Annotated in this window: 9 protein-coding genes and 1 pseudogene; 6 read left to right on the top strand and 4 right to left on the bottom strand. The window is 69.8% G+C overall.

Going from position 1 to position 12178, the window contains the following annotated elements:
* Positions 1–37: 37 nt before the first annotated feature.
* Positions 38–559 (bottom strand): hypothetical protein, encoded by a 522-nt coding sequence (locus ABT129_RS14165; protein ID WP_351900562.1) that lies wholly within the window; start codon positions 557–559, stop codon positions 38–40.
* A 183-nt stretch (positions 560–742) separates the two neighbouring features.
* Between ABT129_RS14165 and ABT129_RS14160 the strand changes: the two genes are divergently transcribed.
* Entirely contained in the window at positions 743–1501 is a 759-nt protein-coding gene (locus ABT129_RS14160) for a MerR family transcriptional regulator (protein WP_351900561.1), read from the top strand.
* A 201-nt stretch (positions 1502–1702) separates the two neighbouring features.
* On the opposite strand, the pseudogene ABT129_RS14155 reads toward ABT129_RS14160, so the two are convergent.
* Positions 1703–2568 (bottom strand): annotated as a pseudogene (locus tag ABT129_RS14155) (IS5 family transposase).
* Between the two features lie 255 nt (positions 2569–2823).
* Here ABT129_RS14155 and ABT129_RS14150 point away from each other — a divergent pair.
* Positions 2824–4656 carry a hypothetical protein gene (locus ABT129_RS14150; RefSeq protein ID WP_351900559.1) on the top strand — a complete coding sequence of 611 codons (1833 nt, stop codon included), beginning with the start codon at positions 2824–2826 and terminating at the stop codon, positions 4654–4656.
* 429 nt (positions 4657–5085) lie between these two features.
* Here the strand turns inward: ABT129_RS14150 and ABT129_RS14145 are convergent, their stop codons facing one another.
* Positions 5086–5676 (bottom strand): TetR/AcrR family transcriptional regulator, encoded by a 591-nt coding sequence (locus ABT129_RS14145; RefSeq protein WP_351900558.1) that lies wholly within the window; start codon positions 5674–5676, stop codon positions 5086–5088.
* A 61-nt stretch (positions 5677–5737) separates the two neighbouring features.
* Between ABT129_RS14145 and ABT129_RS14140 the strand changes: the two genes are divergently transcribed.
* Positions 5738–6595, top strand: a complete 858-nt coding sequence (locus ABT129_RS14140) for an alpha/beta fold hydrolase (RefSeq protein WP_351900557.1) — start codon at positions 5738–5740, stop codon at positions 6593–6595.
* 514 nt (positions 6596–7109) lie between these two features.
* On the opposite strand, the gene ABT129_RS14135 is transcribed toward ABT129_RS14140, so the two are convergent.
* On the bottom strand, positions 7110–8570 hold the full coding sequence (locus tag ABT129_RS14135) for a TerD family protein (protein WP_351900555.1): 1461 nt from the start codon (positions 8568–8570) through the stop codon (positions 7110–7112).
* Positions 8571–8783: 213 nt separating this feature from the next.
* On the opposite strand from ABT129_RS14135, the gene ABT129_RS14130 reads away from it, so the two are divergent.
* The 3 genes from ABT129_RS14130 to ABT129_RS14115 all read left to right on the top strand — a co-directional run bounded on the left by ABT129_RS14130 (position 8784) and on the right by ABT129_RS14115 (position 12128).
* Positions 8784–9515: a DUF2625 family protein gene (locus ABT129_RS14130; protein ID WP_351900554.1), complete on the top strand. Its 732-nt coding sequence runs from the start codon at positions 8784–8786 to the stop codon at positions 9513–9515.
* Positions 9516–10150: 635 nt separating this feature from the next.
* On the top strand, positions 10151–11278 hold the full coding sequence (locus ABT129_RS14125) for an outer membrane protein assembly factor BamB family protein (protein ID WP_351900552.1): 1128 nt from the start codon (positions 10151–10153) through the stop codon (positions 11276–11278).
* A gap of 499 nt (positions 11279–11777) precedes the next feature.
* The gene (locus ABT129_RS14115; protein ID WP_351900551.1) at positions 11778–12128 is read left to right on the top strand and encodes a PRC-barrel domain-containing protein; all 351 of its coding nucleotides are present in this window, start codon (positions 11778–11780) and stop codon (positions 12126–12128) included.
* Positions 12129–12178: the final 50 nt, after the last annotated feature.

Below are 12178 nucleotides of genomic sequence, written 5' to 3'. Positions count from 1 at the left end.
CCACGAGCCTAGTGCCACACGATCGACGGCCGTCGATTCAGTCGTCCGCCGCGACGAGGAGTGTGATCAGCCCCCTCGCCCGGTCGATGAGCACGAACTCGTGGAACTCGCTGTGCACACCGCCCCAGTCGTGGATCGCCTCATCACCGAGCTCACTGAGGTAGTAGATGGGCTCGGCGGAAGCCAGACGATCGAAGACCTCCCGCTGCAGGTCGGTCGCAAGGTCGACGGGCACGTCCTCGAACTGGTTCGCCCACGTCCGCAGGATGCGGTCACTCTCCCGGTGATCAAGGGGTTGATACGCGTCTGGGGTCACCGCTCTCACCCAATACGGGCCGTGCCGGATCCCCTCCGGCAGTACCCCACCACCGGCGTAGTCGTCCCGGAACTGCTCATGTCCGATGAGCTCGGCAAGCAACTGCGTATCGCCGAGAGACTCGGCCGGAAGCCGCAGACGCTTGACATCGACCCACCTGAAAGCGGGTGACCTCGAATCCTGGTACTCGTAGTTCCGAAAGTTGATGAAGGTGTTGTCCACGTGAGTGAGCCTGTTCTGCACGTCGGTCAGGCTAGGCCATGTGTTGAAAGTTGCTGGTGTGCTGGGTGGGGCCGTCGGGGAGAGTCGCGGGCCGTCATCCAGATCGTGAGGGTGCGGGCTTGCGGTTGCCGCTGCGGCAGCTTCTACCGTCCTTTACAGGGCCGGAGAAACCGGTCCTGTGACGCGATCGTGAGGGAGAGGGCGATGGACTGGCCTATTGCGGAGGTCGCTCGGATGTCGGGTGTGACCGCCCGGACCTTGCGGCACTACGACGAGGTCGGCCTGCTGCCGCCCGCCCGGATCGGGGCGAACGGCCACCGCTACTACGGGGAGCTCCAGCTGCTGCGGCTGCAGCAGATTCTCGTACTGCGGGCACTGGGCGTGGGGCTTGTCGAGGTCGGCCGGATCCTGGCCGAGCAGGTCGACGAGGTGGACGCCCTGCGCGGCCACCACCGGTGGCTGCTCGCCGAGCGTGACCGGCTCGACGCCCTGGCCGGCACCGTCTCCCGCACGATCGCCGAACTGGAACAGTCCAGGAAGGACGGCAATCCCATGACCATCAACCGACCGGAGAACCTGTTCGAGGGCGTCCAGGCCTCCCAGTACCAGGAGAGCCTGCGCGACTTCCCCGAGCACGCCCAGGAAGTCGCCCGCTCGGTCGCCGCAATGACCCCGCAGGACATCGAGGCCGGACAGCGCGAGCGCACGACACAGATGATCCTGCTGGCCGACCTGATGGCCGCCGGCCACCCGGCCGACGCCGCGCCCGTGCAGGCCCAGATCGACGCCCAGTACCAGGCCTTGACCGAACTGCGGCCCGTATCCGTCGAGGAGTACCGCACCATCGGACGCTCCTGCGTGGACAACAGCGCCTGGCGCGCCGCGTACGAGGCGATCGCACCGGGCCTGGCCGTCTACCAGCGCGACGCCATCGAGGCGTACGCCATCACCCGGCTGAGCTGACTGCTCTCCGGGCTGTCCCGCGAGACCAGCCCGGAGAGTCGTTGGTTCGTCGCACCATCAGGCTCACCTCGCCCGGCCTATCAGTGGTCGAGCGAGGTGAGCCTGTCATCGTCACCATCGAACCCAGGTCGATTGAGTGCCTCCCAACGAGCGAAGTGATCGCTGCGGGCACCCGTGAAAGGGGATAGAACGCACGCCAGGTCAGAGCCATTCGTCGATAGCTGCGATGAGGATCGTCGCCTCGAAGCGGACCGCAAGTTTGTCGAACCGGGTTGCCACCGCCCGGTTCCGTTTCAGCCGGTTGATGCCGCACTCAACCGCGTGCCGGGCCTTGTAGTCCTCGCGGTCGAAGGCCGGAGGCCGCCCGCCGGCCGTTCCCCGGCGCTTGCGGTGGCCGGCCTGGTCGGCAGGTTCCGGGATCGTGCAGAGGATCCCGCGCCCACGTAGGTATGCACGGTTCGCGCGCGACGAATACGCCTTGTCGCCCCGCACCCGTAGCGGACGAACGCGCGGCCGGGCCCGATACGTGGAACCCGGATCGCTTCCAGCACCGCCCAGAACTGCGGGCTGTCTCCCCGCTGACCTGCTGTGATCAGCAGCGATAACGGCCTCTGCCCTTGCTCGCAGGCCAGGTGAATCTTCGTCGTCCAGCCCCCGCGAGACCGGCCCAGACCATGGTCGTCGGGTTCTGACCGCTTGCCGTCAGGCGGCTCCTGCTCGGCTCGGCTGTCCCGCCTGGCACCGGCCGCGTGCTGATGGGCCCGGCAGCTGGTGGAGTCGACGTTCACGTCCCAGGTGATCAAGCCGGCCGCATCCGCACGGGCCTGCAGCCCAGTCGAAACTGCCGACCAGACACCATCGCGCTGCCAGTGGCGGAAGAGCCCATAGACCGTCTGCCACGGACCGTACTCAGGTGGCGGGCCCCGCCACGGGGCCCCGGTCCGTACCCGCCAGCGGATCCCGTCGATCAACCTCCGTCGGCCGAGCGACGGCCTGCCCAGCACCGCGACCGGCAACAACGGCCCCAGCAAAGCCCATTGGTCATCTGAAAGATCCCCTCGCCCCACACCGAGATCATCTCGGTACATGGCATGACCCGGACCCAGTTCCCGAACACGGCCTAGTCAACCTGGCCCGTACCACCCTCGGCGGACCACCTCGTACAAGCGCTCAGAACCTGCTCGGGCCAGCTGGAGTCCCGCCGGTTCGTGAGGGCTCGCGTGGTGTGATGATCTTCTCGGGCAGCCGGGCAGCCGGGCAGCCGGGCAGCCGGGCAGCCGGGGTGGCTGGCGGGGTGGGGTTGCGGGTGGAGGGAGAGCCACATGGGTGTCGGAGAGGTCCGGGTCGGAGACCTGGTTGACGGCGTGCTGTACGCCACTGGGAGCGAGTCAGCCGAACAGGCCGCAGCGCGGATCGGGTACATGCTCGACACGGCGGACCGCGGGCAGGTCGTCGGGCTTCTCGCCGATCTCGCGTCCGGCGTCGAAGCCTCCCCGCCTCGGGCGGCCGCCCGCGCCGCCCTCCTCACGCTCCTGCCGAGACTCGTGCGTCTCGTCGTCGATGCGCGTCCGGGCGTGCGGACCATGGCGGCCTGGCTCCTCGGGACCCTCGGCCCCGGCGACGATCCCGCCGTGACGGCCCGAACGGTCGATGCCCTCCGCTCCCGGCTCGCCGACGACATCCACCCGAGCGCGCGGGCGTCCCGGCTGCGAGCCCTGGCCGCGGTCGCGCGCCTGGACCTCTCCGACGACCCCGACCACAGGGAGTTGCGTCATCCCGTTCCCCTGGTCCGGCTCGCTGCGGCAGAGCGCGTGTTCAGGCACCGCGCGGGGTCACCGGCATCCCTCCCGTGGCCGGTCGGCTTCGGCGGGGTCGTGGGTCGCGCCCTCGCGGAGGTGGAGGAGCAGCCCTGGCCCAGGCGACCGTGGGCCGCGAGCCGGCACCAGGAGACACAGGTGTGGGCACGGCGCCTTGCGGATCACCCTGCCGAACTCGCCGCGCTGACCGAGAGCCTTAGCCCGCCACCGCCCGCGCCGGTCTCGACGGGCACCGTGCTCGCGGCAGGTGTCTGGCTGGCCGAACGCAGGGACGCGCCCGCGCACCTCTGGGAGACCGTTGTCGACGGCCTATGGGCAGGCGGTGCGACGGCTGAGGCCGCCGCCCGGATCCTTCACGACGCCGGTTCCGCTGCCGTCCCGCACGCCGACCGTCTGCTGGACTGGCTGACGAACGCGCCGTCACCCGATGCGGTCGGCGTCCGCGGGACTGTCATGGCCCTGCTGGGTATCGGTGACCGGCGGGTGTTGCCGTGGATCCCGGAGCGATGGTTCTCGCCCTGGCCGGTGCCGGTCACCGTGCCCGTCGCATGGGCTCATGAGCTGCTCCCCGGCGTCGTCACGCGGCTGCGCGAGGCCCGCGCCGACGACCCGGAACTGGCATCCCTGTTCCGGGCCCTGGCCGGTTGGGGACCCGCAGCCGCCCCTGTCCTCCCGGAGTTGCTGCCGCGACTGCCCGGCCCCTGGGCATGGGAGGTGGCCGCCGCCCTCGGCCGGATCGGACCCCCTGCCAGGGCCGCCGCCACAACCCTCCGGGCGTTCGCGCTGGGCGCCCGCCGCCCGCCCCGCCACGGCGGTGGTACCCCCGAGCCGGGCATCCCGTGGGCGGGCGCTCCGACGGCGGCTTGGGCGTACTGGCGCGTCACGGGCGATCCGGAACCGGCTGTCACTGTGCTGGGCGCTGCCGTACGGCAGGGAGCGGGAGGCCCGTTCCACCTCCTCGCCGAGCTCGGGCCGAGAGCCCGCGTCCACGCGGACGCCGTACGGAACGTTCTACGCTCCCGGACCACACCGGGCTCCCTCGGCCCGTGGGCGCGGACGTACGCGGCCGAGGCCTGGTGGCGACTGACCGGTGACCCCGCCGAAGCCCTCCCCGCCCTGCTGGAAGCGGTGTCCCCCGAGGAACTCCGCGGCCCGCAGGCCCCCGTGCGGCGCGCGGTGGAACTACTGGGCGAGATCGGTGGAGCGGCCGCGCCCGCACTGCCGGCACTCGCCGCTCTGCTGGCCTCGCCACGGCGGCATGGCTTCGGTACGGGATCGGACGAGGCTCTCCGCAGCGCCGCGAGCGTGACCGTCGCGCGCATCGAAGGAACCGGCTGACGCGAGACTGTCGCGCTCGCGCGCCGTTGAGCAGGACAGCCTGCCTACTGCCCACGCCCACTCATGGGGTCAGCCGTGTGCGCACCTCCACTGTCACGGTGAACCGCCTGGCAGGTACGCGACTACGCCGGCCCGCGCTCCCGGCGGAGACGCACTGCCAAGCCGTCCGCTGCGAACGGCCCGGACCTGTGCCGCGAGGGAGATGTGAGCCGATGCCAGCTCACCTGGGGCCGTCCAGGTCGGGTCGGGGAGACATCCGAGGGAAGCTGCACGCCGGGTCAGCCCGAAACAGCACGTACCGGTGCTTCTGCTCTGCGTTCCCGAAGTTCAGGGCGTACCGACGGTCGTTGCCGGCGGTCCTGCCGGGCGCAGGCCGGCCGTGAACCGTGCGCCGCTCACGTACGGGCCACCTCCCTCACGGCTTCGAGATCAGCCCTCGCCGGTCTGGGCTATGGCTGTGCGCAGCAACTCCGCCATCGACCGGCCGGCCACCCGCAGCGGTTCCGGATCACGGGCAGCTCGACTGAGCATGAAGGCGCCCTCCAGCATCATGATCATCGAGTACGCGAGGGACTGCGCCACCTTCGGTTCGGCCACCCAACGGCCGAACCACCGCGTCGCCGTGCCGACCCACTCCTCGAAAACCTCCGCCGTAGCGACCCGCAGCACCTCGTTGCTGCTCGCGACCTCCAGAGCCACTGTCCCGATCGGGCACGCGTCGGCGTATTCGGCCGCCGCAAGGTCGTCCGCGGCCGCTTCGAAGGCACGCACGAGGGATTCCGCCGGGTCTGGCACGCTGTCCAGCAGCGCCAGGACCATCCGGCCGTACTCGGTTCCGGATGTCCGGATCATGTCCTCGGCCAGCTGCTGCTTGCCGCCGGGGAAGAAGTGGTAGATCGAGCCGAACGGTGCGTCCGCCTCCGCCGCGATCCGCTTCAGGCCGGTGGCCGAGTAGCCGTGTCGGCGGAACAGCATCGAGGCGGCATGCCGAATCCTGGCTCGCGTGTCCGTATGTCCCATTGCCGTCCACCCCTTTCCCCGGCAAGATTACAGTAGAACGATCTATCAACTGGGGGTAGGGATGCCGAGGATCGAGTTGTCGTCCGGACCGATCGACTATCAGGACACCGGCGGTGAGGGGCCCGTGCTGGTGTTCGGCCACGGTCTGCCGATGAACGAGACCCAGTGGCGCAAGGTGGTCCCCCTGCTGGACGGATACCGCTGCGTCCTTCCCACGCTGCCCCTGGGCGGTCACCGTCAGCCGATGAAACCCGATGCGGACCTGTCGCAGCGCGGTGTCGCACGTCTCCTGGGCGAGTTCATCGAGAGGCTCGGTCTGGACCAGGTGACCCTCGTACTCAATGACTGGGGCGGGGGACAGTTCCTTGTGTCGGAAGGGCGGGACCAGCGCATCGCGCGCCTGGTACTGGTGGCCTGCGAGGCCTTCGACAACTTTCCCCCGGGGCCGGCCAAGGCCATGGCGCAGGTCTGCAGGGTTCCCGGCGGTGTCTGGCTTCTGACGCGGCTGATGCGCGTGCCCGCCCTCCGTCGCAGCCGGGGCGGATACGGCGGGATGAGCCTGCGGGGGATCCCCGACGAGATCATGGACGACTGGTTCGCTCCCGCCACCCGCAGCAGGGCCATTCGCAGGGACTTCGCCAAATTCGCCACCGGGGCACCCGGGCGCGAGACCCTGCTGGCCTGGAGCGAGCGACTGCGTGACTTCGACCGTCCGGTACTGGTCGTCTGGGCGACCGAAGACCGGTTGATGCCGCGTGAGCACGGCCCCCGGCTGGCCGAGCTGTACCCGCAGGGCCGGCTGATCGAGATCGCCGACTCGTCCACCCTCATCCCCGAGGACCAGCCGGAACGACTCGCCCACGTACTCACCGACTTCCTGATCCAAACCGGAGCGGAACCGGTCCGGCACGCCTCCTGAGCACGACGGCGGCAGGCGGATCCGACAGCCACTACCACCCTTCCGCCAAGGCCCAAACGGCAAGCCGGGCCGATGTCGCCTGGCCCCGACCGAGGACGAACGGCTGCTCCTCCGCGACCTGCGGTCTCTCGTGGAGGACGCCCATCCGCTGTACGCGCTCCGGGTCGCGCTGCCTGAGGCTGCGGTCACCACGGTCCGGGGCGACGACGGCGTGAACACCGGGCCCCAGGACGGAGCGCCGTCCCGGGCCGCTCTCTCCGCCACCGGTGCACGCCCGGACGCGGGCCTGCAAGGGTGCGGGCCCGGCCCGGCCGACGGACTCGAATCACGCCTGGGACCGCCCGGAGTGCCGAAGGCCAGCCGCACCTCTACGACTGCGGCAGGACAAGTCCGACCAGACCGCCAGTACGGAGGGAGCCGCGACGCCACGGCGACACCGGGGGCCGGAGCCCAACGTTGCCGCATTCACCCTCTGGCTCCGCGAACCCCTCCGAGGTCCTTTGCCGGACCGGACTCAGCGACGCCATACCCGTCGCCCTCCCCGGGACGGCGCGCTCGGGTCAGCCGGATCGAGGGTGAGTTCCCACTGATGCCTGCTCTTGTCGATGGTGACCAGGATGGGCCCGCCGGGCAGGGCGACCTTCTCCCGGACCCGGCGACCGTTCCACTCGTACACGAGCCGCTTGGCAGGGTGCCTCAGGTCACTGGGGGAGTCACCCCAGTGGTAGTGCATCTGGAACCAGCCCCTGTGCGGGTCCTCCGCCCGCACCTTCAACTCGGCTGCGGGGCCCGTGCGGACGAAGACTTCCTGCCCGCTGCCCGCTGTGGTGCCGAAGTCCAGCGGCAGGGCCGCCGACAGGGGCAGGACCGTCAGCTGCCACGCCCCGGAGTTGGCCACCTTCAGCGTGAGCGGCCCGCCCTTGCGGTTGGGCACCATCAGGGTTCGGCCATAGTGATCGGGTAGGTCGGACATGAAGACATCGTCCTCGCGGCCGGGAATCTTGACGGAGATGTAGTTGTACTCCTCCGTCCGGGCCTCCAGGATCACCGGCTCCCCGTTGGGCGGAAACGGGAGGTCCACAGTGATCGTCTTCTTACCCTTGCCGCGGTAGACGCATGGCTCGAACGCGAAGAAGTCGCCCGCCCAGGACGCGGCCCCGAAGGATGAGCCGACGGCGGGAGTCCCGGCGGTGTACGCGGGCGCGAACCCGGCGGGCGCGGAGACAGGCGACACGGGGGAGGTGGGGTACGTCGCGGGATCGCTCACCGGGCCGGGCCCGGACGGCACCCGGTCCGCCGCCGACACACTGGGCCCCGGTATCGACGGCGCCCCGGGAGCCACCACGCCGGAGCCCGCCTTGCCCACTCCGGCGAGCGACACCGGGCCGGACACCAAGGGCACGGCCGGCGGCGCCGAGGGGATCACCAGCGAGGGTGGGGACACCGCCGCCAGCATTCCCGCGCCCCCTACGTCCTGCGTCAGGCCCGCGAGCCCGTCGTCGTAGCCCTGACCCACCGCGCGGAACCGCCATGCCCCATCACGCCGGTACAGCTCACCGAGCACGAACGCGGTTTCGGCGGTGGCGTCCGTGATCGGGTACTGCGCGACGATGGTTCCGTCGAAGGTGCTCAACTGGGCGTAGAGACCGCGGACCTGTCCGAAGGTCCCGTCCGCGCAGAACCCGACCACCAGGACCCGCTGGACGCCGGGTTCGACGCGGAGCAGGTCCAACTCCAGCCACTCGGCCAGCTGTCCGGCACCCTCTCCGGTGCCGACGTGGCGAACGGCGCCCGAAGGATGGATGGTTCGGCCGTGGAAGACGATGTCGGCAACGCCGCGCACTGCACCGGCCGCGTCGAGCAGAAGGGCCGCGGCTGACACGGTCGGCCCAACTGGCACCGACTCTCGACCCACGGCGACACGTAGCGGTGCGGCGGGGACGGGCGCGTTCGCACCCTTGATCATCTGCGTCATACGACACATGGTGACAGCGGAGCAGACACCTGGAGAAGATCTCTTGCGCGGAACACGCTGCTCTGCGCCGCCCAGCGGCGCCCGGCCGTACCCGGGGAGGCCTTCCCCTGACGTTGCCCCTGCCCGCTTGGCGCGCACCCCGTTCGATGGCCCCGGGTGAGCGCGGTCCAGCCCGGACGACGGGGCGATACCGCAAGGTGCGACCATCGGCGGATGCGAGGCATCGATGAGCTGGTCAACGTGGACGATCCGGCGTGGCCGGAACTGCAGGGGGTGCTCAGGGCGAGCTCTGTGCCGGTTCAAGTGCTGCCTGGGGACATCAACGAGGGCCGCCGGTGTCTTCTGCAGATGCAGGTCACCGGGCGATCGGTGCTTGGTGCGCTGGCGTTGCACACCGGCGGATTGCTCGTGGACAACGGGTGGGTGCGAGTGTTCGGCGGGGGTTCGGGTTCCCCCGTGGATGGGTGCCTCCCGAGTCTGGCGCAGGTCAACCGCTTCCCCACGGACTTCGATCCTGGCTGGTATCCCGCGACAGGTCTTGTCGTCGGGCATGACGTTGTCGGAGGGGTCTTCGCGTTGAACGGTGGCGATCCCGCAGCCGCGGGCCGCCCGGGGGCACCTGGCCAGATGACGTATTTCGCTCCCGACACCCTGGAGTGGGAGGCGATGGAGATGGGCCACTCCGGATGGGTCTCCTGGCTGTTCTCGGGCAGGCTGGAGACGTTCTACGACGGCACGCGTTGGCCCGGCTGGCGTGAGGAGACCGCCGTCCTGGCTGTCGGAGAGGGTCTTTCCGTGTATCCGTACCTGTGGTCCGAGGAAGCTCACGCCGATCTCGCGGCCACGAGCCGGAGGCCTGTGCCCATGCGTGAGGTCCTCGGAGTCGCAGCTGACTTCGCCCGGCAGATGGGGCCGTCCGAGCCTGGGTTCCTGGGCGACGTGTGACCGGCTTCGCCGTCGGTCCTGATGTGTCGGCCAAGGTCGGGGCCGGGCGGCTGGCGCAGGTTCTGCGGGCGCGTTGGGGCGGCGGAACCCCCGTCCCAACGGGTGGCGTACGTCGTGCATGACCTGCTCTCCGCCCGACCGTCAGCCACCATCCGACCCGCAATCATCCCGAAGGGTTTGCAGACCAATAACACGTCGTCTTGATCTTGCTGCCTACCTCGCTGCTCCGAGGGAGGACGTGGGGGTGGAAGACCGTGAGGTGACGGGCGGGGTATCGGCGGGTGGGATGACGATGCCGTGTGCCTTGAGCAGTCGCCTGATCTTCAGGAATGTGCGGCGCCTCGCGGTACGGCTGCTGCTGCCGAGAGCACGGTGAGAGGCCCGCGGCCGGCGCGACGTGCAGATGCCATCCCGGAGGTGCATGGGAACACGGGGCAGGGGTATGCGGGCGACGCTGTCCGAGGTGGATCGGACGGATCGTCAACTTCGGCGAGACCGTGGGGGGTCATGTGAACAGGATCGCGCTCCGAGGACCGTGGCGGGCGGGAGCGGTGGCGTCCACGGCGTGTGCCTTGCTGCTGCTCGGGATCGCTCCGCCGGCGTCATCCGTGTCGTCGGGCGAAGGGCCTGCGGCGATGCCCGTACGGAGCGGCACCTTCGGGTACCGGGCCAACGCACGGGGCGACAGCCGGGTCGTCGGAGCCACCGCGAAGCCGCCGTTCAAGAAGCTGTGGCAGCGCGACCTGGGTTCGGTCGTGTCGGCCCCCGTGGCGGTGGGCGGCCAGGTCTTCGCCGTCGTCAACGCGGATCAGGGCGACGAGGGCGGTCCGCGCATGGAACTCGTCGGGCTCGACGCCGCGACGGGCAGGTCCCTGTGGCCGCAGCGGTTCCTGACCAGTCGGCCCAACGCCACCGTCACCTACGGAGGCGGGCTGCTCTACACACAGACCATGGACGGTCAGGTACGGGCATGGGACCCGGCCACCGGGACGGTGAAGTGGACCGTGGAGCTCGGCAACGGGTTCTGCCAGTACCCGCCCACCTGGTACGCCAACGTCGTCTACGCGCAGGACGGCCGGGGCAGGGCCTTCGCGCTGCGGGCCGACACCGGCGCCCGCCTGTGGGAGGCGCCCCTCGTCGAGAACGGGTTCGCTCCCGTCCTGGTCGACGAGGACGGCGTCTGGATCGGCTTCGACAATCTTGCCTACCAGCGGCTGGACCGGACGACGGGGAAGGAGTTGCGGCGCTACGACGTGCCCGACATGTCCGGGCCGGGCGGGAACCCCGCCGCGTTGGGCGACGGGGCTCTGTGGCTGCGCAACAGCTTCGCCGACGACGCGAACGTCGTCGCCTACGACCGCAGGACGGGCGCCGTGGTGCGGAGGCTGCCCGCCGACGCCACGCCCGCGTTCGGCACGGGGCGGGTGTACGTCGCCAACCGCGGCGTGGTGAAGGCCCTCGACACCACCGCCGGATACGCCACCCGCTGGACCTATACGAGCCCGCGCCAGGCGGCGACGGTGCGCCTGGTCGCCGGGGGACACGTGTATGTGGCCGACGGCTCCGGCGAACTGGTGGTCCTGGCGGAGCGGACGGGGAAGAGGGTCTGGTCGTACCGGCTGTCGGCGGAGCCGCATCCGATGGAGAACATCGTGGCGGAGAGCGATGGGCGGGGTTGGACCGTGCCGGGGCTGGGGACGGCGCAGGGGAGGGTCTTCGCGCCGGCGCAGGGCGGTGCTCTGATCGCGTTCGGCAACGCCTGACCTGACGGTCGCGGCCGAGGCGGGGTGACCGGGCGGGGGCTCTTCCCTTATCGGTGCCATCGCCACCGCCGGGCCTGACCCTGCGCCGGGCCTGACCCTGCGCCGACATCATGCCGCTGGAAATGTAGACCTCGAAGGCGGCGGAGGCTTATGGCGATGGTCTTCCTCCTTCGTGGTCTCCTCTTGATCCTGTTCCTTTCGGTTCCGGATGTGCGCTCAAATTTCTCAGGTGGATCGCGATCGTCGTGGTGGTCATTTCGCTGATCAGCGCCGTCACCCACCCCACGACGTCAGCGGGCGCCCCGTCTGCACTGGACGACCGGATCTGAAGCCCGCATACGCAGATGAATGAGCCGGGATGAACGGGGTAGGCGATATTCAGCGGCAAATACAGAACAGCACGGTCCGTGGTGCGGATAAGAAACCCACCCGTACCTGTCGAAGGCAAAAGGAAGTAAGCGGGATAACCGCAAAATCGACTTGAGGAGTTGTTTCTCGCATGACGGAGAACCTGTGGAACTACACCCCGACTTCGGGCTACCTGGCCGGTCTGGATCTCATCGGCTACAAGGTGGAGGCGACGGACGGCTCCATCGGCAAGGTCGACAAGCACTCCGACGAGGTCGGTGACGCCTACCTGGTCGTGGACACGGGTGTGTGGATCTTCGGCAAGGAGGTCCTCCTTCCCGCGAGCACGGTGACCCGGATCGACCAGGACGACCAGAAGGTCTATGTCGACCGGACGAAGGACCAGATCAAGGACGCCCCGGAGTTCCACCGCGACAAGCACCTGGGCGAGGACCGCGGATACCGCGACGAGCTGGGCACCTACTACGGCCGCCCGTACTGAGCACTTCTCGGGGACGCGGCGGGGCCCGGACTCCATGAGTCCGGGCCCCG

It is taken from the genome of Streptomyces sp. NPDC002057 (assembly GCF_040296665.1).
Taxonomy (GTDB): Bacteria; Actinomycetota; Actinomycetes; order Streptomycetales; family Streptomycetaceae; genus Streptomyces.
This window is presented reverse-complemented; position numbering and strand designations above follow the sequence as displayed.

Coding starts and splice junctions, on each gene's coding strand:
- ABT129_RS14150 (WP_351900559.1), top strand. CDS start 2,824: ATGGGTGTCGGAGAGGTCCGGGTCGGAGACCTGGTTGACGGCGTGCTG.
- ABT129_RS14135 (WP_351900555.1), bottom strand. CDS start 8,570: ATGACGCAGATGATCAAGGGTGCGAACGCGCCCGTCCCCGCCGCACCG.
- ABT129_RS14140 (WP_351900557.1), top strand. CDS start 5,738: ATGCCGAGGATCGAGTTGTCGTCCGGACCGATCGACTATCAGGACACC.
- ABT129_RS14160 (WP_351900561.1), top strand. CDS start 743: ATGGACTGGCCTATTGCGGAGGTCGCTCGGATGTCGGGTGTGACCGCC.
- ABT129_RS14130 (WP_351900554.1), top strand. CDS start 8,784: ATGCGAGGCATCGATGAGCTGGTCAACGTGGACGATCCGGCGTGGCCG.
- ABT129_RS14145 (WP_351900558.1), bottom strand. CDS start 5,676: ATGGGACATACGGACACGCGAGCCAGGATTCGGCATGCCGCCTCGATG.
- ABT129_RS14115 (WP_351900551.1), top strand. CDS start 11,778: ATGACGGAGAACCTGTGGAACTACACCCCGACTTCGGGCTACCTGGCC.
- ABT129_RS14125 (WP_351900552.1), top strand. CDS start 10,151: ATGCCCGTACGGAGCGGCACCTTCGGGTACCGGGCCAACGCACGGGGC.